Source organism: Dehalobacterium formicoaceticum (assembly GCF_002224645.1).
Lineage (GTDB): Bacteria > Bacillota > Dehalobacteriia > Dehalobacteriales > Dehalobacteriaceae > Dehalobacterium > Dehalobacterium formicoaceticum.
The window spans coordinates 1,349,971-1,371,234 of the sequence record NZ_CP022121.1 but is presented as its reverse complement, the minus strand read 5'-3'; the positions used below and the strand labels follow the sequence as shown (position 1 = coordinate 1,371,234).

Sequence of the window (21,264 nt, the reverse complement as noted above, 5' to 3'; positions counted from 1 at the left end):
TCATCAAAAGAACCAAAAAACCTCCTGCTCCAAGGAGGTTTTTGCGTTTCTTTATCTATTTTATTTCCTGATGCTTTCTTGCAGCATGTCTACCTTGTCCAATCTTTCCCAGGGGAGTTCCAAATCGAGACGGCCAAAATGGCCATAGGCAGCTGTTTGCTTATAGATTGGCCGTCTAAGGTCCAATTCCCTAATGATGCCTGCCGGAGTTAAATCGAAATGCTTCCAGATCAAATCAATCATTTCTTCTGTACCGATTTTTCCTGTGTCATAGGTATCTACAAATATGGAGATTGGCTCCGCCACACCAATAGCATAGGCCAGTTGAATTTCACATCGCTTAGCCAGTCCTGCTGCCACTATGTTTTTCGCCACGTAGCGGGCGGCATAAGCAGCAGAACGATCCACCTTGGTGGGATCCTTACCTGAAAAAGCTCCTCCCCCGTGGCAAGCATATCCCCCGTATGTATCCACAATGATCTTTCTCCCGGTTAGACCGGCATCCCCCTGAGGACCGCCAATCACAAAACGTCCAGTAGGATTTACAAAATATCGGGTTTGATGATCCAAAAGTTCTTCAGGTATCACAGCTGGAACCACCTGCTCCAGAATATCTTTACGGATGGTATCCAAGGAAACTTCAGGATTATGCTGGGTAGAAATCACTATCGTATCAACTCGTACCGGTGTTTCATCATCGTATTCCACTGTCACCTGTGCCTTTCCGTCCGGCCGTAAATAAGACAATTCACCTGATTTTCTCTTCTTAGACAATTCCCTGGTTAATCCATGGGCTAAACTAATAGCAAGGGGCATGAATTCCGAGGTTTCATTGGTGGCATATCCAAACATCATCCCCTGATCCCCTGCACCAAGAGTCTCCATCCCTGCATCCGGTCTTTCTTCTGCTTTAGCCTCCCGGGCTTGGTTCACTCCCATCGCAATATCCGGCGATTGTTCATCAATAGACGTTAAAACAGCGCAGGTATCACAATCAAAACCATATTTTGCTCGGGTGTAACCAATCTCCTTAATCGTCTCCCGTACAATTTTTGGAATATCCACATAACAGCTTGTGGTGATTTCCCCTGCCACCAGTACAAGACCGGTGGTGACAGAAGTTTCGCAAGCCACCCGGCCAAAAGGGTCTTCTGCCAAAACGACATCTAAAACTCCATCAGAAATTTGATCACATATTTTATCCGGATGTCCCTCCGTGACCGATTCTGAGGTAAACATTCTCTTCACATTCACCAACTCCTTTTGTTTCTTATGCTTTGTTCTGTTCTCAGCTTTATAATTTGATAGGTAGAGCAATATCGAAGCTGATATTCCGGTTAATAACTATTATCATACACTTTCCATGTGAAGAGTCTTTTATCATCTTATTAATATCTTTAAAGAATTACTAAGATATGAATGAATTTTATTAAAAAAACGCGTACAACATACGCGTTTTTTTAATTTAAATTATATTTATTCATCAACTACTTCCCAACATTTACTCTTGGGAATGCTTATAAATTAAATCGTTTTTCAGCTTCCAAAGGTCCCTTGAAAGATTTACATAGTATTCATGGGGATTTTCAAAGCGGAGAATCTCCGGCCAGAGAGTATCCACCATGCGAGCACAGTAACTCTGAATCTCCTGAACTGTCGGCAAATGGAAGATTAACTTTCCCCGTTCGAATATCTTAACCATCATTTCTTCCGCGCGAAAATTATCCACCGTTCTTTTTTTCCAGGGAAATAAGGGGTTAAAAATTTCGAAAGGTTTTGAATCATCGATGGTCTCTTCTTCCAGAGTAATGATGTCGGCAATCCCTTTTCCAGTTGCATTGTCATACAAGCGGAAAATCTTTTTGGCACCGGGATCGGTAATCTTACCAACATTATTGCTGATCTTCATTTTGGGAACGATCTGTCCATCTTCTTCCACCGCACTAAGTTTATACACTCCGCCAAAGACCGGATCCGATTGGGCAGTGATTAGGCGTTCCCCTACTCCGAAGGAATCAATAGGCGAACCTAACAGGAGAAGTTCCCTAATGATGTCTTCATCTAAAGAACTGGAAACCATAATCTTACAATCCTCAAGACCGGCCTGATCCAATTCCTTACGCACCATTCGGGCCAGATAGGAAAAGTCACCACTGTCAATGCGCACAGCCTTCAAACGAAAACCACGAGGATTCAATTCCTCCTGAGCGACTTTGATAGCATTGGGCAGCCCTGATTTTAAAACATTATATGTATCAATTAAAAGGACACAGTTTTCCAGGTAAGTTCTGGCATAAGCCTGAAAAGCTTCCAGTTCTGAGGGGAACAGCTGCACCCAGCTATGGGCCATAGTTCCAGCTGGCGGGATGTCAAATTTGGCCGCCGCCAAGGTATTGGAAGTTCCCGCCGCACCGCCGATAAATGCTGCACGGGCCCCATAAAGAGCTGCATCTCCACCCTGGGCTCTGCGCGCGCCAAATTCTACAATGGCTCGCCCGGAAGCCGCACGGACGATGCGATTGGTTTTAGTTGCTATTAAGCTCTGATGGTTCATAATTAAAAGAAGCATCGTTTCGATAAATTGGGCTTGGACTACGGGACCACGCACCTTAATAATAGGCTCATTGGGGAAAATCGGGGTTCCTTCCGGTACTGCCCAAACATCACAGACGAATTCAAAATTTCTAAGATAATCCAGATATTTTTCTGAGAAAATTCCTCTATCCCGCAGATAAGCAAGATCTTCTTCATCAAATTTTAGGTTCTCCAGATAATCTACCAGCTGCGCCAGGCCTGCAGCAATGGCAAAACCGCCGTTATCCGGCACCTTGCGGAAAAACATATCAAAATAGGCGATCTGATCTGCCAAACCATTTTCTAAATAACCATTGGCCATGGTGATCTCATAAAAATCTGTGAGCAGTGCCCGATTCCGGCACCCGAAGTTATTTTTTTTTGTATCTTGGAAATCTGAATTGGTCATGACCCGCCTCCAAAAACTCTATTTATTTGATTCTATCACATTTTACTAACATTAAGCAAAATTTTCTAACAATTTCTTTTAAAGAAAACTTGGTTTGCGTCAAGCCGAAAAGCTCACCATGCGCAGATAATTCCTCCAGTGGACTTCAAACAAAATATCCCCCCGTACCTTTTGCCGCTTACCAAAATTGGACAGGATAATTTGAGGAGACTGCCCTCCCTCCTCACCGGACTCGTAACCGGTAATCGTCATCCAGTGCCAGTTTACTGCCCTTAATTCATGGGCACGCTGGAACAAAATCAAAAGGGCAATGGGATGTCCTTGATCAATGTTTTCCTGGACGAAGGAAAAAGCATCGGCGAAGCTCACAAACTTCGCCGGAACTTTTGGGTGCAGGGAAATGCCTTGATTTTGGGCAAATTTCTGAAATTGTCTGGCAAACCTTTTTAGATAGGGATATCCCAAGGGACCTGGTTTCATGTAAGAATACATTTCCTCCATTAAATGTAAGTATTCCTGTTGCTGAAACCGATGGCTCTCAGGGTCAATATGTCCATCATAAAGACTTCTCATCTCAGGTTCATTCAAGGCATAGCAGGCAGCCAGATTTGCGCCGCAGACACTGCCGCAGCCGGCATTTCTTTGCATATTTTGCAGGAACCATTCCTGATTTCCTCCGTAGCCCACCGGTCGCTCTTCATAAAATATTCTGGGAAAAATCAGCTCTTTTGTGGTCATTTTCATATTCCTTTTATAGTACCTCGCAACTTTAAGTCCGAGACTTGATAGATCATATTGAAAGAAAAAAACTGTCCCTTTCATATATTAGGCTGTGACAATCTGACAGTCTGCCTGCAAACCCAGTTTCTCAACAGCTTCTTCTCTCATCTTGTATTTTAAAATTTTCCCTGCGGCATTCATGGGGAATTCTGTGACAAATTCAATATAACGGGGTGTTTTATGCTTGGCCATATGTGACCGGATATAGTCTTTGAGTTCATCGGCGGTCATTGTTTCCCCATCCTTGAGGATTACAGCTGCCATAATCTCCTCACCATAATCTTTACTTGGTACTCCGACCACTTGTACATCCTTGACTTTGGGATGGGTATAAACAAAATCCTCAATCTCCTTAGGATAGATGTTCTCTCCGCCCCTAATAATCATATCCTTGAGCCGTCCGGTTATTTTATAGTACCCATTCTCATCCCGGCGGGCGATGTCTCCCGTATGCAGCCAGCCATCATCATCGATAGCAGCCTTGGTTGCCTCCGGCATTTTATAATAGCCTTTCATAATATTATAACCCCGGGCAACAAATTCACCATCCATATTATCAGGCAAATCCTCTCCCGTTTCGGGATCAACAATCTTACATTCTACACCGGGAAGAGGACGCCCTACAGTATTAACTCGCAGCTCAATGGAATCGTCTACCCGGCTTTGGGTGCATCCCGGGGAAGACTCTGTCAGACCAAAGACAATGGTAATCTCTTTCATATTCATCTTATCTACCACATCCTGCATCACCTTGACCGGGCAACGGCTCCCGGCCATGATACCTGTCCTCATATGGGAGAAATCTGTCTGGGCGAAATTCTCATGCTCCATCATGGCGATAAACATGGTGGGAACACCGTGGCATGCAGTTATTCTCTCCTTGTTGATACATTCCAGAGCCAATTTGGGTGAAAAAGCAGGAATGGGACTAATGGTAACACCATGGGTCATGGCTGCCGTCATGGCCAGAACCATCCCAAAGCAATGGAACATAGGCACATGCAGGAGCAAGCGGTCTGCGGTGGAAAAATCCATACAGTCACCAATGGTTTTACCGTTATTCACCACATTATAGTGGGTGAGCATAACCCCTTTGGGAAAACCTGTAGTTCCCGAGGTATACTGCATGTTGCAGACATCATTTCTGTTAACGTCCCGAGCATAAAAGCGTAATTGCTCAGAAGAAACGTTCTCGGACAGGGCGTTGGCTTCTTCCCAGGACAGGCATCCTTTTTGTTTGGAATCAGTAGTAACGATGTTGCGCAGGAAAGGCAGTCTTTTCATATGCAAGGGCTCACCAGCCTGGGTGGTTTCCAATTCCGGACACAGTTCTTTCATGATACCCACATAATCGGAATCCTTATGACCATCGATCATTACCAGGGTATGAGTATCGGACTGGCGCAGCAAATACTCCGCTTCATAGATCTTATAGGCAGTGTTGACGGTAACCAGAACCGCACCAATTTTGGTGGTGGCCCAGAATGTAATGTACCATTGGGGCACATTGGTGGCCCAGATGGCTACATGGTCACCGGGTCGCACTCCCATGGCTATCAAAGCTCGGGCAAAGGTATCCACATCATCCCGAAATTGGGCATAAGTTCTCGTATAATCCAATGTGGTATAGCGAAATGCATATTGGTCCGGGAACTCCTCCACGATCCGATCCAGGACTTGAGGAAATGTCAGATCAATCAAAGTGTCTTTCTGCCAAACATACTTTCCCGTTCCGGCATTGTTATCAAAGAGATGGCTCTTCTTCATACCCTTTTCCCGATAACGGTTCATATAGTTGGCAAAATTGGGGAAAACCACTCCGGCATCACTAAGCTCAGGTGCCCAGCGCTTCACCCATTCCAAAGATATGTAGCCCTCATAATTAATGGAACGCAGCGCCAGTAACATATCTTCGACAGGCAGATCTCCCTCACCCATCATACGATAGTGAATTTTACCATTTTCCACTACAGAATCTTTTGTATGCACATATTTAATGTAGGCACCCAGATTCTGCACCGTTTTTTCCGGCTCCTCTCCGGCAAAGCGATAGGGATGATGCATATCCCAAAGAGCTGCCACCGCATCACTGGCTGCATCCTCCAAAAGCTTGCACAGGCGTGTAGTATCGGCATAGACACCATTGGTCTCTACCAATAGGGTAACGCCCTTCTCTTCCGCAATAGGAATCAGGCGCCTGAGAGCGGCAAGGACAACCTCATCGTCCACCTCGCCGGTAACATGAGGTTCTAAGTCGGCGAGAATCCGAATATAAGGGGTGCCCAGTTTAGCAGCCAGCTCAATGTACTGAACAATCTCCTCATGGTTTTTCTCCGTATTTTCCTTAAACCTTAAACAGCAGCCCGAAGAAAGGCAAGGGATCTCCATCTGCAATTCAGCAAGCCTTTTTTTCGTTTTAGGGATCTGATCCTCTGTAAAGGGTTGCGCCTGAACAGCAAATATTTCATTGCCCAAACCGCGAATTTCAATGCCGTTAAAACCAAAGTCCTTAGCCATAGAATAAATATCCGTCCAACTGAAATCGGGACAACCCAGTGTTGAAAAAGCAATTTTCATCATCTTTCCTCCTTTTGTTTCTGAGATCGTGAAAAAATCCAGCCAAAAAGAATCGGCGAAAATAAAAAGCTTTCATCATCAAACAATATTGACAATATTGTTTGAGACGAAAGCTTTAGTCTTCCGCGGTACCACTCTTTTTGGTATCAAAATACCCCCTCTGAAGCATCAGTCAGAATAACGAATGCCCTCTCATGATAACGGCGAGAATCCCGTTCATACCTACTTGCTTTCCAGCATAGAGCACCTAAAAGCTTTCAGCAGACTGCTCGAGGGTGAGTTCACTTTTGCTTCGGGCACTGTTTTGCAGCATCCAACAGCTCTCTGTGGCCACATTCTGCATTGTGTTTTCCCTGTCATAGCATTTAATCAATTAAGGATTATGTTATCAATTTTAACTATGTTTGTCAAGAGATGTCCAGGCTTTTTATAAAACTTCCAACACTCTTTAGCCTGTGTTTCTTGCATTAATTTACTTTTCGTGGTATAATTATAAAGTATTAGGACGAGTAGACGATTACCTATCAAATTCTCTTCAATTTTCAATTTAAGATTATGAATCCTCAATCGCTGAGTTCTTAAAAAAGAAGCGGGGGAACCATCACTGGGGTGAATCCTCATTAAGAGGTAGGGTCACACTTTCGGCCCGAATCCGTCAGCTAACTTCGTAAGCGTAGAAAGGGAGGACTTAAAGCTTAGCTTTGCTATCTTTTATGTACCCTTTTTGCTCCGGACATTGCTGACCGGGGCATTTGTTTTCCCCTAAGATGGTGTTTTGTGGAACTTATGTTTTTAAAAGGATGCAACTGTTTTGCTTTTAATAAACATTTTAAACCTATTAAACCGATAATTCGTTCAGAAAAAGGAGGAATGCAATGTGTTAATCAAAAATGAAAACCAGCGCGAGTTTAGTGTTGAAGAAAAAAGGGAAATCTCATTGGAACGTGCCACTGAACTTAAGCATAAGATGGACGATTATCTTGAAAAAAAACCTCTGATTAAGACTGGATTCGAAATGTCTGAAACTTTAACCGGCAATAAAGAAAAAATTCTGGCCTATTTCAACGCCACCGAGGAAGATTGGAACAACTGGCATTGGCAAATGTCCCATCGTATTAATGATGTTCATGTCCTGGCACAAATTATGGGAATTGATGAAGAGCGGCTCGCTGGGATCGAACAAGTTGGACAGCTTTATCGCTGGGCGATTTCGCCCTATTATGTCTCCCTGATCAGACCGTTTTCCCTGGAGGACCCCATTATGCGCCAGTCGGTGCCCTCTATTGAGGAATTAGATGAACTAGGCTATGACGATCCGATGGCAGAGGAGTTCACCTCTCCGGCCCCTTGCATTACCCGGCGTTATTCGGACCGTTTGATCATTAATGTGACCAATCAGTGCGGCATGTATTGCCGCCATTGCCAAAGACGCCGCAACATTGGTGAGGTGGATAAAAACCAGACCAAAGAAAACTTGCAGGCAGCCTTAGATTATATCAGGGAAAATCCTGAAATCCGTGATGTATTAATTACTGGCGGAGATGCTCTGCTCTTAAGTGACAGTCAATTGGATTGGCTCCTTTCTGAGCTGGATCAAATAAGTCATGTGGAGATTAAACGCATCGGTACCCGCACTCCAGTGACACTGCCTCAGCGCATTACACCGGAACTGTGCGCCGTGCTTAAGAAACATCCTCCCATTTATATCAATACCCAGTTCAACCATCCCAGGGAGATCACTCCGGAAAGCAAGAAAGCATGTGATCTGCTGGTGGAAGCCGGTGTGATTTTGGGTAACCAGGCAGTTCTTCTGAAAGGGGTTAACAATGATCCGCATGTTATGAAAAAAATGAATCAGGAACTGTTAAAAATCAGGGTGCGTCCCTATTATATCTTTCATGCCAAAGCCGTGAAAGGCACCAAGCATTTTATCACAACGGTAGATGAAGGCATGGAAATCCTCAAAAAATTACGGGGATTCACTTCCGGTCTGGCTGTGCCAACTTATATTATTAACAGTCCTTATGGCTACGGAAAGGTACCCCTCTTACCCACCTATGTCCAAAAATACAACGGATACCGAGTTCGTCTGCGCAATTGGGAAAACCGGGAGATGGAATTTTCCCTTCTGCCCGAAGCGGAATAAAAAAGCATCAGAAAAACGCCGGAACAATGCTATGTTGCGGCGTTTTATTTTACTTTCGAAATGTATAGACTTTTAAGGTTTAAAAGTACAAGTGCAGCTAAGGCTTAAGCTAAGTTTTCTCTAAATAATAATCTTAATCAAGGAGGATTTGATATTTATGAATGCAACCAGTTTCTTTTTAATCATTTATCTTACAATCTTAGGATTAGGTATATACGCTTTCGTTTTATTTGTTAAGTTGGCCACAAGGGGAATCAAGGCACTTGATATCTATATAGAAAAAAATAGAAATGACCGCGTCTAGCAAAACAATTCTAACCTTATGATTTTAACCCAAAAGACCGGGCTAAAATATCCGGCCGAATCTCCCCTGCCCGAAATGAATTTCCGCTGTCCAGATTAGATAACCACACCTCCGCAGGATTAAACTGATCCGGACTGAGATTAAAGAAATTATCATGGCTTTTATCAATTTCCAGGTAGGTACGCCCATATTCCGGAGCGGCACAGGATGGAACCTGCTGCACCACTTGTGCTAAGGTTTCATCATCATCATGGATATGATAATGAACCGTGGAACCATATGAGATGGCATCATTGGTACGCCCTAACCCATTCAGGGTACTGGAGGCCACAGGTGAAACGGGACAAACAGCACCTCCGGAGATGATTTTCCCCAGATCGTAGCCTATTCTTCTTAGTTTAAACAATCCTGTCTCCAAGGCCCGGGCAGCCACCTGCACCGTGCCCACAAGAGAGGTAGTGGGAGCCACCAAAATGTAGAGATTTTTCGTTTCGCAGCCGCATGATTCGGCAATCTGTTCAATGACATCTCCGTGAGGAAGTCTGTTGCTTTCCAGGCAGAGGATGGCAATTTCGGAGTGATCCTGGTAGCCCAGCATTTTAAAGAGGCTTCCTCGATGGACAATGGCACACGCGGGTCCGGAACCCATGAACAAATATTTTCCGCTTTTAATTGGCCAGCCGGCATACTGAGAAGCCATGCAGGCACGGATCGGATGATCAGTGAATACTTCCACTCCGGGGAACTTTAGCCCCCGGAAATCACTCCAACATAATTTGACCCGGGCCAAACCGCCTAAGCAAACCTTAGAAAACAAGATGCCCGCTTCCAAACCTCCCCGGACATGAACACCGCAATCGATGACCGTTGCTCCATTAATGCGGTCAACCTTGACGTTTAGCTGTTCACTGCGGGATATAAATTCATGAATGAAGGAAAAGGCTTGACGATTGGGACTCAGTTCGGGTATTTGACTAAGGGGTAAAAGCATAATTTTCCTCTTTTCACTATGAATTTTGGATGAATCGCCAAAGCCCTCTGCCATGGCTTACTTATTCTGCTGCAGATTTAATTCGCTGCTGTACTTTATCTGCTCCCATAATCTGCTGCAAGGCCCAAACATCCGGCGAAGAAGTGCGGCCAACAATGGCAATACGAATTACCGTACTGACATCACCCACATGTCCTTTATATTGATCCGGATGCTTCTTAAAGTCCTTGGGTTTTGCCGCGTAACCATTTTCTGTGGCGATGGTTCTTATTTTGTCAAACCATTGGCTTTGTTCGTCACTGTGGTCATAGGTAGACAGGTACGCTTTCAGTATTTTTTTGACTTCCTCTTCATCGATGTTTTCCGGATAGGGGTCGACGATCTGAAAGTATTCGTCAAAGAAATAGCTGATAAAGTCAAATATTTGTTCACAATAAATCAGATCTTTTCGGGGTTTAACAGGATCATCCCGGCCCACATCCAACAATTGCAGCACCGCAGCCTGATGTTCCAAAAGCAAATCAACGATTTCCCGGCGATATGCCTGCCCCCATTTAACCAGAAAATCAAAGATTTCTTGCGCATAAATATTCACTAAAACATTCTTGCTGATATCATTAAGTTTACCTAAATCAAATAAAGCACCGGAATTACTCATTTTATTTAAAGTGAAATGAAATTCATCAATATCACTGTCCGGATTTTCAATTCTCCACTCCTCGAAATTGGAATTCAATATCGTCATCAGATACTCTCGCACTGCCGCCGGATGATATCCTAATTTCATGTAATACTCTAAGCCCAATTCCGGGTCTTTTCTCTTCGAGAGCTTTCTCTTAATTCCCTCATCGATTTTCATTAAGTGTGCGGTATGACAATATACTGGAAATTCCCAACCTAAAGTCGTAAATAACTCATAATGAATCGGTAAGGTTGAAAGCCACTCTTCTCCCCGCACCACATGGGTCACGCGCATAAAGTGATCGTCGACCACATGGGCGAAGTGATAAGTGGGAATGCCGTTGGCTTTCAAAATTACCACATCCTGATCATTGACCGGCATGGAAAGGTACCCTCTGATGGCATCCTCAATTTCAAAGGTTTGTTCCAGAATCCCCATGGATTTTAAGCGCAGAACAAAACGCTCCTGGTTTGCTAAATGAACCTGGATCTCCTCCAAGGATAAATTGCGATCCCGAGCCCATTTACCATAGTATCCGGTGTTAACATTTTCAGCCATCTGCTGTTTCCTGATTTCTTCCAATTCTTCTTCGGAACAAAAACATGGGTAGGCCCTGCCCATCTCCACTAAGTGCTTTGCTGCCGTCTGATAAAGTTCTGCTCTTTTGCTTTGAAAATATGGTCCGTAGCTCCCTTTTTCCCCGTCAATGCCGGCCCCTTCATCAAACTTTAAATCAAAGAATTCCAAGGAGGAAATAATAGTTTCCACGGCGCCTTCTACTTGCCGTTTATCGTCGGTATCCTCGATGCGCAGCATAAATACTCCATTACTTTGATGGGCCAATCGTTCATCAACAAAAGCACCGTAAAGATTCCCCAGGTGAATAAAACCGGTGGGACTTGGTGCTAATCGGGTGACTTTTGCGTCCTCACTTAAATTTCTCTCCGGAAATACAGTTTCATAATCAGTAATTGATCTCGTTATCTTGGGGAATAGCAAATCAGCTAATTTCTTATTATCCATAATCTTCCTCATTTTTATTATAATTTTAAAGCTTAAATGTAAAATGAAAGACGCTTCTCTTGTCTAATTAACAAAGAATCGTCTTTAGAATAGTGCCTTCGCACCTTGACCAATCGGCCGAAAGTATCAAGTTAAATTATACACCTAAATAGTAAATTTATCTACATCAAAACTCTTTTGGGATTAACAAAATGATTATCTGGTTAAAAACTCTCCGGTGCTAACACCGGCCGTATCAAAGGTGGCCATTTCGTCAGCAATCTTCAGAGCGGCATCTACCATGGGGAACATTAGAGCAGCACCGGTACCTTCTCCCAGTCTCATATTAAAATAAAGTCTGGGCTTGAAACCAAGATGTTCAAGAGCCACCGTTTGTCCTTCTTCCTCCGAACTATGGGAAGTAATCATATAATTCTTGGCAAGGGGCGCAAATTTGACAGCCGTAAGGGCTGCTGATGCTGCAATAATCCCATCTAATATAATTGGCACATGTTGGTAGGCAGCCTCCAAAATAGCACCTGTGAGGGCAGCGTGCTCCAGTCCTCCCACCTTTGCCATCGTATCCAATGGATTGTCAGGATCCGGTTGATTAATCTTAATCGCTTGTTTAATGACCTCTTGTTTATGCTCTAGAGCTGCATCCTTTATGCCGGTGCCGGATCCAGTAACCCTTTCCACCGGCTGACCGGTAAATACGGAAATCAGGGCCGAACTGGGCGTGGTATTCCCGATACCTACCTCTCCTGTTGCCAAGAGATTTACTCCTGAATCGATAGCTTGGGCAGCAATTTTGGCACCGGTAAGAATGGCCTGAAGAGCCTCCTCCGGAGTCATCGCCGGACCATGCAACATATTGTTCGTACCGTTTTTGATCCGGTTTTCCATGAGTTCCGGGGGATCCAAGGGGCCGGCAATGCCAATGTCGGTACAGATTACATCCGCTCCCCCATTACGAGCTAAGACATTGATACCTCCACCACCGCCAAAATAGCTATAGAACATTTGAGCCGTAATTTCTTGAGGTGCTGCACTGACACCCTCAGCTACTACACCATGATCTCCGGCCATCAATAGAACTGCTTTCCCTTTAATGGTGGGTTGTGAAGTGCGTTGAATTCCGGCAAGCTGTTGAGCAATATCCTCCAGAATACCCAAACTTCCGGTGGGCTTAATCTTGGCATCCACACGTTTTTGCATCGCAAGCATCGCTTCCTGATCCAATTCTTCAATCCCATGGATCAACTCCTGCAATGCCGCCTCAAGCTCTTGTCCATTGGCTTTTTTAAGATTTTCTAAACCGTGTAATTTCATAGTGTTATTCATTATCATCATCTCCTAATTTCCTTCAAGTTCATTATTTAATTAGAAATCTTGGCTTGCGCCAAGCCTCTGGCGCTGGCGGAAGCCTTAGTTGCACTTATACTTTCAACCTTAAAATTTATACTTTCTGAAAGTAAAAAAAAATAAAGTCCCGCCACAATGGTTATTGTGGTCGGGACTTTGCCTTCATCGCCGCCGCTTTCCGTTACCCTGGAAAGACTTTTTTATTCTTAGGCAGGTCTCCTGACTCAGACTCAAACGTCCTGAACGCCCCTTCCCAGCACATGCCAGTGGATTAGCGTAGACTCGTCTCTACAGTGGTGGGTCCGTACCGGATTATAACCGGATTTCCTATTCTCCCCATGTCGGGGCACCTAAGAACAATTTATTAAATTCAACTATAAAATCATTTTACCAGAAGACCACAAGAAATTCAATCCTAATTTATAATTCCTAATCTCGCTGGCACAGTTCCACCAAAGTCCCAAAGGTAGCAGAAAGAAAAAATCAAAGAAAAACATCCTCCTTGTCAGAAATAAGCATCTGATCTGTTAAAAAAACCGCTCCCCATCAAGGAGATAGGGAGCGATTTATATTGATATTGTTTCGATCAAGCTTACGGCACATACTGTTCCGTAATACTTGTGACAAATCCATCCTTGGTTGTAACCCAAAAGGGTGGTGTGAAATCCTTAAATTGATCCAGATGCCGAACAAACTCCTCAAGGGAAACAAGTTTATGGTTAGCTTCCCCCGTCCCGTCAATAATTCGGTATTCGGTTTGGTCTGTCACCTGATGACCCATGGGGTAACTTTTCGGATTGTGGATATAGTATCCGTTGGGCAAATCATTGGGGTCAATATTCAGTTCCTTCAGTCTCTCCGTATCCTCAAGTGTTAGCCACTCGATTTGATCTAAATGAAAAGAAGGTTTAGAGTATGTTTCGGTATCAAAATTTGAAATAAAACCGATATAACGACTTTCCGGTGTTTCTGAAAAATCCTCTGCCGTGGCATCGTATTGGGGTACAAGGTCATCCATGGTTACCTGCCATTGTCCCAGACCTTGTTTGATGAAATCAATAGCAACGCGCATGGGGTCTAATAGATCGGGATGATTTCCAGCTTCACTTTGCTTTTGTAATTCCTGATAATATGCTTTAATCGTCAGATCTGTATCCGGCAGAGGATGATATACCGTACCGTTTCCATCCATCCAGCGCTCAACACACCAAATTCCACCTTCCCCTTGCATAATTGGCTGAGACAATAGGAGCTGACTGGTCTCCCCTGTTGAGAGAGGAAATTTTACCACCATATGGTTTCCCGGGTAAGTTTCCTGGGGCAGGAGATCTTTCCCTTCCAGAAAGATCCGCAGCGCCGTTTCCTGGCCTGCCGGTCTTGAAAAATCACCCTCACCGCTCAGCATCGTGCCCAAAAACTTTGGTCTGGACTTTTCATAAGAAAAAACCAGCAGGGGTTTCCCCATATCCCGTTCTTCGGTAATCCATCCCTCATCTGTACTCATGCCTCCGGGCATAACATCGACAGGTTCCGCTGGTTTCAGGCGATATTCAATATGCCATATTTCCACGGGAGATGAAAGCAAATGATCAAAAGAAGTCATCTTTTCAAGCTTGGTAATTTTACTATCGATAATATTATAACTTGGATAAGCGGCAATTTCCTGTTCCACAAATTGCTCCGCATAATCCTGAATGGTAAGTTGCTCTGATTGGGGATTACTCATTAATGCCACAACAATCACCGCCACAGCAATAATCCCCGCTATGGTTACCCAAAACCTCGGCTTTTTGTAGTTTAAAATATTCATAATGCGCCCCCTCGTGTTGTTCTCTCCAAAAGCAAGGGGATAGCCTCCTACAAAGCGCCGACCTGCCGCCAGAGATAAAAGGGATGAGGAATAATCCTTTTTAATGCCATCCCCCATTTGTTTAAGCACGCTTTCATCACAGGACAATTCCATATCCTCGCTCATGAGGAAGAAAGCAACCCAAACAAGAGGGTTAAACCAATGAACACAGACTACCAAGAACGCCAAAGGCTTGATAATATGATCCATTCTTTTGAGATGAGTTTCTTCGTGCTTTAGGATATAGGCTTTTTCATTTTCGGAAAGACCCTCAGGAAGATAAATCCTGGGCTTGATGATACCCAAAATAAAGGGGGTTTTGATATCGGTTGTTTCATATAAATTACGAAAAACAGGCTTTGCCGACTTTAATTTGCCTTTCAGCTTGATCACGGATAATAAATTGTATGAAATAAGAACGAATATGCCAATAATCCACACTATATCGCCAAATGAAATCCATGATTGCAGTGTATTTGTACCGGTGCCTGCCATGGATGCAGGTAAGGTAGTATTAACTGTTTGGTTAGCGATGGTGCTGCCACTATTCATGGGCGGTGTCTGTGCATGCATCATACCGGTTGATATGGTTTGTGTGTCCGTACCCCTGGTTATCAGACCGGGAATCAGACTGAAGATGCTTTCAAATGAAAAGGGGCATACCAGCCTGAACAGCACCACGGACCAAAGAGCATAAGAGAAAATCTTAGGTGCTTTTTTGAGCAGCAGCCGTGCCGCAATCACCAAGAGAACGACATAACCGGCGGTAATGCTCATCTTCAGAACCTGCAAAAATAACTGTTCCATGATCATCACTCCTTATATTCATCGATAAGCTTTTGCAACTCGTCAATTTCCTGATGGTTTAGCTTATGATTTCTTGTGAATGCTGCCAGAAACCGAGGCAAAGAACCCTCAAATTTTTCCTCCACAAATTGTTTGCTCTGCTCAGCATAAAATGCTTCCTTATTGAGGTGGGATGATACGATTCCATTTTTGTTTTCAAAAATTCCTTTCTTGGCAAGTCTTTTCAAGATGGTGTAAGTGGTTGATTTCTTCCAATCCAGTTCTGCCTCACATAGCTTTACCAACTCCCCCGATGGGATCGGTTCATTCGCCCAAATTATATCGGCAAATTTAGCTTCCATTTCCGTCAGTTTTAATTCTGCCATTTGATCCTCCTCCTTCTTGGTCTACAAATTCTAGACTGTTGTGTTTAGTTTACATCTTGTAGACTACATTGTCAAGAGGTAAAGAAAATTTAGCTTGTGCGCATAATATTTTCTTCTATCGCAAATAATTTTCATATAAAGTTTGCTGGAGGTTAGATACATGGATACTATAGAAAGTAATTTAAAGTACTTTACGGAAAATCACGGGGATATTTATCATGCTTACGAGAATTATGGCAGGCTGGTACATCAAAAAGGCGGTCCATTGGATGAAAAGGCCCGCTGGCTGATAAAAATAGCCTTATCTACAGCTTGTCAGTATCGATATGCTTTGCGAACGCACATTATTAAAGCTATCAAAAGCGGATGTACTCGTGAGGAAATTGAGCATACCATTATGCTGGCAGCTCCTACAGTGGGATTCCCTAAAACCATGGAAGGTATTCTTATTCTGCGAGAAGAAATGGGGGAAACAGAAAGTACCCACCCCAATATCGTAACTTCTCAGTTGAAAAACTAATGTCAAAATAATAAGACAGAAAGCCCATAATATCAGATATTATGGGCTTTTTTTACCTACACTTTCACCTGGAATAGAATAATGTTTAATTCAAGGTACTGATTTCCAGCCCTAAAGCCAAAGCCGAACCTCCGGCGTGCATCACTTCCAACTCAATTACGCCCTGTCCCTCCTGAATTTCATAATCAAGGACATTTGCCACTTCTTTCATTGGTTCCAGTACCGGAGTAATAAATACTCCTTCATTAGTCTTTACCGCACCGGCATAAAGACCGCCCCGGCCCCCAAAGCTCACGCGGACAATTTTCTCCTTGCCTGTATTGTTAATTACTGGAATTTTAATTTTATACGTAACTCCGTAATGACCGGAGTTCGCGATTACAGAACCATGATCGTTCAGGGCATTTTCCGGTGTTAAAAGATTATCTGTAATGCCGTTTGAAATGCTATAGGCAACTGCGCCGCTATCCGCCTGATAAGGAGAAAGTTTTGTTAATAATGTTGAACCGCTCCAATTACCCCGAGGGTGAGGGTTTTTCCTATCCAGCGCAACGGGAAACGACTTAATTGCCGCAAGATCACTGTCTTCTTGCTGACTCAACACCGTACGGATTGTGTACTTCATTTCACCTGTGCCCTGAACATTTTTTACAGTAAACTCGTCTAAAAAACCGACTAAATGGTCCGATTCAACCTCAAAGGAGTGCAGTACAATTGTTTCACCCGGCTGCACCCGAGGAGTTTCTACCTTAATATTAAGTAATTGACCGCCTAACATAGTTTCTACGAGGGGAATCCCCACGTCATAATTTGACCATCCGTTAGGACTGTTGCGTTTAATTCCTTGCAAGCCAACTATTTCGATGACATTTTGTTCGGAAAGGTTTTCAATTGTTATACCCAGCTTGAGTTTCTTGCCCAAACGATTGATATGCCAGCCAAATACCCGGTGATCCTGGCTGTTTTGGGAAGAAACTACCGGATGGTGCCATAAAGTGACATTTTCAGCAGGAATCGTCTCTGAGGTTAAGATTTCCGGATTGTCGCTCACCATCAGCATTCTGTTGTCAATTAAGGAAGGCCTGGGCACAGGTACCGGTGTAACCATTTTTCTTTCTTCTTTCTCTAAAAAGCTGGTTTTAAACTTAGGACGGTTGATATAAATATGGGTCATCTTTGTTTCTTGAACAAAATGGGCGATACCTCCAAAAGCCTCTGTCACAAATCGGATAGGAACCAAAATATTTTCCTGATACTCAATTGGGAAATCCGTGGTATATACTCTTTGTCCATTGATCATGGCATAATTTTTTCCTGTAGAAAAAATTATACTGACTCCGTCCATGGTGATTGATACCTCATCGTCCTTTTGCTCCCAATAAACCTCACCATCCAGAGCAGCTAAAATAGTTTCCGGAGGAAGATAGTTTCTCCCGTCTTTGGTAATGGGGGGCGTCTCAAAAGACAGGATCTTATTATTCAATTCCACCTGCAGATCCGGAACTTCCTGCATGTTTTCTTTGGCCAGACTGATAGCCACTGTCTTTGTTTGACTGTTCCAGTCCACAATTCCGTCAAATGCCTCCCCTACGAAACGTAAAGGAACCATCGTTCTGTTACCAACAATCATTGCCGGTACATCTAATACGACTTGCTTCTTATTTACGAAAGCTGTCCCTTCATTGATGGAAAGCTCTATGGACCGATCCTTACGAGAGGCAAAGATTGTCCTGCTTTCACTCTCCCAATCCACCGTGGCTCCCATGGCTTCAAAAATCGCCCTTAATGGTACTAATATCCGTCCCTGCGTCGACACTGGGACAGCATCCTCAAAATCTATAGTATGATCTCCCACGATAACGATAACATCCTTAATTTTTTGTACTGAAGGGGAAGGACTTGCTGCATCAGCTTCCGCATACCAGACGGTCCCCTTCGATACCATAAAGACAATTGCAGTAATGATAATAATCATTGTAAGACAGATCTTTTGTTGCTTCTCCATTATTATACCTCCTTCAGTTCCCGCAGTTCTGCGCATAGGGTACTTCCCCCACCGACAGCAGGTCATTGGTTTAAAATTGATTGCCCCCAGCAAAGATTTGTTGCGGGTATTACATTATTTACTTGACGATGGTAACTATTATTTTGTTCCATCTTAACTGTGCCTATTAATATTATCTCAATGTAAAATTTTCTCCTGCGGAGACGATTTTTCCATTTTGCTATTAACTGGGCCGTAAATAGGTTGATTCTTTGTGGAAACAAAGTTATTAATTTAACAACAAAAAACACTGATCATTAATAAATAATGTCAGTGTTTTTTGTTGTTAAATTAGAAATCAATAGGACATGGTCATCAACAATCTCGCGGATTATTTTCTTCCGTTAGAAGAATGTTAGAAAAAAGGACTTTCGATTCCCGAAAGCCCTTCTCGCTGTTGACTTCATTGGTGCCGGAGACCGGAATCGAACCGGTACGAGGGGTAAACCTCGCAGGATTTTAAGTCCTGTGCGTCTGCCAGTTCCGCCACTCCGGCAAATTTTGGAGGCGCCATCCAGATTTGAACTGGAGAATAAAGGATTTGCAGTCCTCTGCCTTACCACTTGGCTATGGCGCCCCGTCGCGAAGTTTATAATATCACAGATTCACCACTTTTGCAAGCATCTTTTTTGTTAATTTTACGCAAAAGATAATCATGGTTTCTCTTCCCTATTCTTAGCATAAAAATCTTCTTTCAGAGTGACAATATAAAAGTAAATAAATTGGAGGAGGGTATAGGATGAAAAACAAAAAAATAATTTTGCTCGTTTCTTTTATATTCATGATGGCGGCTGTAGTTATTTTGACTTACGGATCAGGAAAAGCCCAGTCCCGACCGACACTCTATTGGGGCAGCAGCGGCAATAACGTTACACAAGTGCAACAACGATTAAGCAATTGGGGTTACTACAAAGGGCCGATTGATGGTTATTTGGGAGCTTCGACTTTCAATGCCATCAAAGATTTTCAACGGAAAAACGGGCTTACTGCCGATGGGACCGTGGGAACTCAAACCTACAACGCCCTGGGGCTTAGTTCAGGCTCAACAACTCCCGCTCCTGATCCCGGATACCAGCCCAGTAAGGTTTCTGTAAGCGGTGACAACATGCTTCTTGCCCGTGCTATTCATGCAGAAGCAGAATCAGAACCTTATATCGGAAAAGTTGCGGTGGGGGCAGTATTGTTAAACCGAGTTGCTAATGCCAACTTCCCCAATACATTGGCCGGCGTAGTCTATCAGGGACGAGCCCTGGAGTCAGTGGCAAATGGACGGGTTAACACCGAGCCTAATAATGATTCGGTTAAAGCGGCAAGAGAAGCACTTAACGGTTGGGATCCCTCATATGGCTGTCTCTATTTTTGGAACCCTTCCAAACCGGTAAGTGCCTGGATCTGGACGCGAAAAATTGTTGTCAAATATGGAGCACATGTTTTTGGATTATAAATATGAGGTGGTGAAAAAATGCGTCGTCATTGGTTGACAGGTGTATTAACAATTGCTTTGATTTTTACCGGCGTCTGGGGCTTTAATCAGTATCGAATCAACCAGGCCAATAGGATTCTTCTGGAAAATGACCAGCAGCGTTCTTTTTACAATTTGGTAAGCAATGTAGGTAATCTCTCTGTTTTAACATCAAAAAGCCTTGTCTCCGGCTCCCCACAGCAAAACATTCGATTGTTATCTGATATTTGGTGGCAAGCCAATTTTGCTCAGGATAACCTGGGTCAGCTTCCTCTGGCCCATACTACCTTGACCAGAACTCAAAGATTTCTCACCCAATTGGGTGATTATGCCTACACAATGGCAAAAAATACGGCTGATGGCCGCACGATGAATACCGAACAGTTAAGCACCTTGGAGGATTTACATAACCAAACATCAAAGTTGAGCGGAGATTTGCTGGAACTTCAAAAAGAAGTTCAACAAAATGGCATCAACTGGCGCGAGGCAAAACAAGCGAGCAACAGAAAACTGGATCAAGAGTCGACAGATTATTTGAATGTTAATTTTAAGAAGATCAATGAACAGATTAATCAATATCCCACCTTGATCTATGACGGTCCTTTTTCCGATCATTTAGAGACTCGGAAACCCAAGGCCGTTACTGGAAAAATGATTGATATGGAGCAAGCTAAGAAAATTGCACGGGATTTTATCGATTTAAGGGACGACATTGAATACGTAGTGAAAGATAATGGTAAAAGCACCCAGGATGCCAGCATTCCCATTTATTCCATTCGTATTGCGCCCCGGGTACCCAACATGGGCGAGGTCATATATGTAGATGTGAGTCAGCAAGGCGGCCATGTCACCATGGCGATGAATTCACGTGGCATAGGCGAAGCAAAAATAGGCCTGGGAGAGGCGTTAGAAAAAGCCAAGGTGTTCTTATCCAAAACGGAGTATAAATCCATGGTGCCCACCTATTCCCTCCGTCAGGAAAACACCTTAATCGTCTCTTTTGCCTATCAGGAAAATGACGTCATCGTTTATCCCGATCTGGTGAAAGTAAATGTAGCCATGGATAACGGTCAAATCGTGGGGTTTGAAAGCTTAGGATATCTGATGCAGCATGAGGAGCGAAACCTGCCCAAACCAAAACTCTCAATTGAGGAAGCCGAAAAAAAATTAAACCCCAATCTCACTGTAGACAGTAAACGCCTAACTTTAATCCCCTTGGCAACGGGTAAAGAAGTCTTGTGTTATGAGTTTAAAACCTCATATAAAAAGGATAACTTCCTGATTTATATTAATGCGGCTGATGGTGTGGAAGAACAAATATTACAGCTTCTCCATACACCGGGAGGTACCTGGACGATGTAATACCTGATTAAAATTAAATTTAAAA

The 21,264-nt window shown here is 43.5% G+C and carries 14 protein-coding genes, 2 tRNA genes, 2 riboswitches and 1 other annotated feature; of the genes, 4 read left to right on the top strand and 12 right to left on the bottom strand.

The window, feature by feature from the left end:
* Positions 1–60: 60 nt before the first annotated feature.
* The 4 genes from metK to CEQ75_RS06770 form a co-directional block, all read right to left on the bottom strand.
* The gene (gene metK / locus CEQ75_RS06785) at positions 61–1,239 is read right to left on the bottom strand and encodes a methionine adenosyltransferase (RefSeq protein ID WP_089612534.1); all 1,179 of its coding nucleotides are present in this window, start codon (positions 1,237–1,239) and stop codon (positions 61–63) included.
* A 262-nt stretch (positions 1,240–1,501) separates the two neighbouring features.
* Positions 1,502–2,983 (bottom strand): nicotinate phosphoribosyltransferase, encoded by a 1,482-nt coding sequence (locus CEQ75_RS06780; RefSeq protein WP_089609650.1) that lies wholly within the window; start codon positions 2,981–2,983, stop codon positions 1,502–1,504.
* 99 nt (positions 2,984–3,082) lie between these two features.
* Complete coding sequence (locus CEQ75_RS06775) at positions 3,083–3,721, bottom strand: hypothetical protein (protein ID WP_089609649.1); 639 nt, start codon at positions 3,719–3,721, stop codon at positions 3,083–3,085.
* Positions 3,722–3,808: 87 nt separating this feature from the next.
* On the bottom strand, positions 3,809–6,343 hold the full coding sequence (locus CEQ75_RS06770) for an AMP-binding protein (RefSeq protein ID WP_476728652.1): 2,535 nt from the start codon (positions 6,341–6,343) through the stop codon (positions 3,809–3,811).
* A gap of 96 nt (positions 6,344–6,439) precedes the next feature.
* Positions 6,440–6,709: a binding site (T-box leader), on the bottom strand.
* A gap of 189 nt (positions 6,710–6,898) precedes the next feature.
* Positions 6,899–7,030, top strand: a riboswitch (cyclic di-AMP (ydaO/yuaA leader).
* A 187-nt stretch (positions 7,031–7,217) separates the two neighbouring features.
* Between CEQ75_RS06770 and eam the strand changes: the two genes are divergently transcribed.
* Positions 7,218–8,486 (top strand): glutamate 2,3-aminomutase, encoded by a 1,269-nt coding sequence (eam, locus tag CEQ75_RS06765; protein WP_089609647.1) that lies wholly within the window; start codon positions 7,218–7,220, stop codon positions 8,484–8,486.
* 320 nt (positions 8,487–8,806) lie between these two features.
* On the opposite strand, the gene mch is transcribed toward eam, so the two are convergent.
* The 5 genes from mch to CEQ75_RS06740 form a co-directional block, all read right to left on the bottom strand.
* On the bottom strand, positions 8,807–9,835 hold the full coding sequence (mch, locus tag CEQ75_RS06760) for a methenyltetrahydromethanopterin cyclohydrolase (RefSeq protein ID WP_242965392.1): 1,029 nt from the start codon (positions 9,833–9,835) through the stop codon (positions 8,807–8,809).
* Positions 9,836–9,842: 7 nt separating this feature from the next.
* Entirely contained in the window at positions 9,843–11,486 is a 1,644-nt protein-coding gene (gene gltX, locus CEQ75_RS06755) for a glutamate--tRNA ligase (RefSeq protein WP_089609646.1), read from the bottom strand.
* A gap of 195 nt (positions 11,487–11,681) precedes the next feature.
* Positions 11,682–12,809 (bottom strand): nicotinate-nucleotide--dimethylbenzimidazole phosphoribosyltransferase, encoded by a 1,128-nt coding sequence (cobT, locus tag CEQ75_RS06750; RefSeq protein WP_089609645.1) that lies wholly within the window; start codon positions 12,807–12,809, stop codon positions 11,682–11,684.
* Positions 12,810–13,022: 213 nt separating this feature from the next.
* Positions 13,023–13,199: riboswitch (cobalamin riboswitch) on the bottom strand.
* 223 nt (positions 13,200–13,422) lie between these two features.
* Positions 13,423–15,486, bottom strand: a complete 2,064-nt coding sequence (locus CEQ75_RS06745) for a M56 family metallopeptidase (protein WP_157677357.1) — start codon at positions 15,484–15,486, stop codon at positions 13,423–13,425.
* 5 nt (positions 15,487–15,491) lie between these two features.
* Complete coding sequence (locus CEQ75_RS06740; protein WP_089609643.1) at positions 15,492–15,851, bottom strand: BlaI/MecI/CopY family transcriptional regulator; 360 nt, start codon at positions 15,849–15,851, stop codon at positions 15,492–15,494.
* A 160-nt stretch (positions 15,852–16,011) separates the two neighbouring features.
* On the opposite strand from CEQ75_RS06740, the gene CEQ75_RS06735 reads away from it, so the two are divergent.
* Complete coding sequence (locus CEQ75_RS06735) at positions 16,012–16,371, top strand: carboxymuconolactone decarboxylase family protein (RefSeq protein WP_089609642.1); 360 nt, start codon at positions 16,012–16,014, stop codon at positions 16,369–16,371.
* Between the two features lie 85 nt (positions 16,372–16,456).
* On the opposite strand, the gene CEQ75_RS06730 is transcribed toward CEQ75_RS06735, so the two are convergent.
* The 3 genes from CEQ75_RS06730 to CEQ75_RS06720 form a co-directional block, all read right to left on the bottom strand.
* Positions 16,457–18,376 carry a copper amine oxidase N-terminal domain-containing protein gene (locus CEQ75_RS06730; protein WP_157677356.1) on the bottom strand — a complete coding sequence of 640 codons (1,920 nt, stop codon included), beginning with the start codon at positions 18,374–18,376 and terminating at the stop codon, positions 16,457–16,459.
* A 446-nt stretch (positions 18,377–18,822) separates the two neighbouring features.
* Positions 18,823–18,911 (bottom strand) — tRNA-Leu (locus tag CEQ75_RS06725).
* A 6-nt stretch (positions 18,912–18,917) separates the two neighbouring features.
* Positions 18,918–18,992: transfer RNA gene (locus CEQ75_RS06720), tRNA-Cys, on the bottom strand.
* Between the two features lie 162 nt (positions 18,993–19,154).
* Between CEQ75_RS06720 and sleB the strand changes: the two genes are divergently transcribed.
* Complete coding sequence (sleB, locus tag CEQ75_RS06715) at positions 19,155–19,859, top strand: spore cortex-lytic enzyme (protein WP_089609640.1); 705 nt, start codon at positions 19,155–19,157, stop codon at positions 19,857–19,859.
* Positions 19,860–19,877: 18 nt separating this feature from the next.
* Positions 19,878–21,239 (top strand): germination protein YpeB, encoded by a 1,362-nt coding sequence (gene ypeB / locus CEQ75_RS06710; RefSeq protein WP_089609639.1) that lies wholly within the window; start codon positions 19,878–19,880, stop codon positions 21,237–21,239.
* Positions 21,240–21,264: the final 25 nt, after the last annotated feature.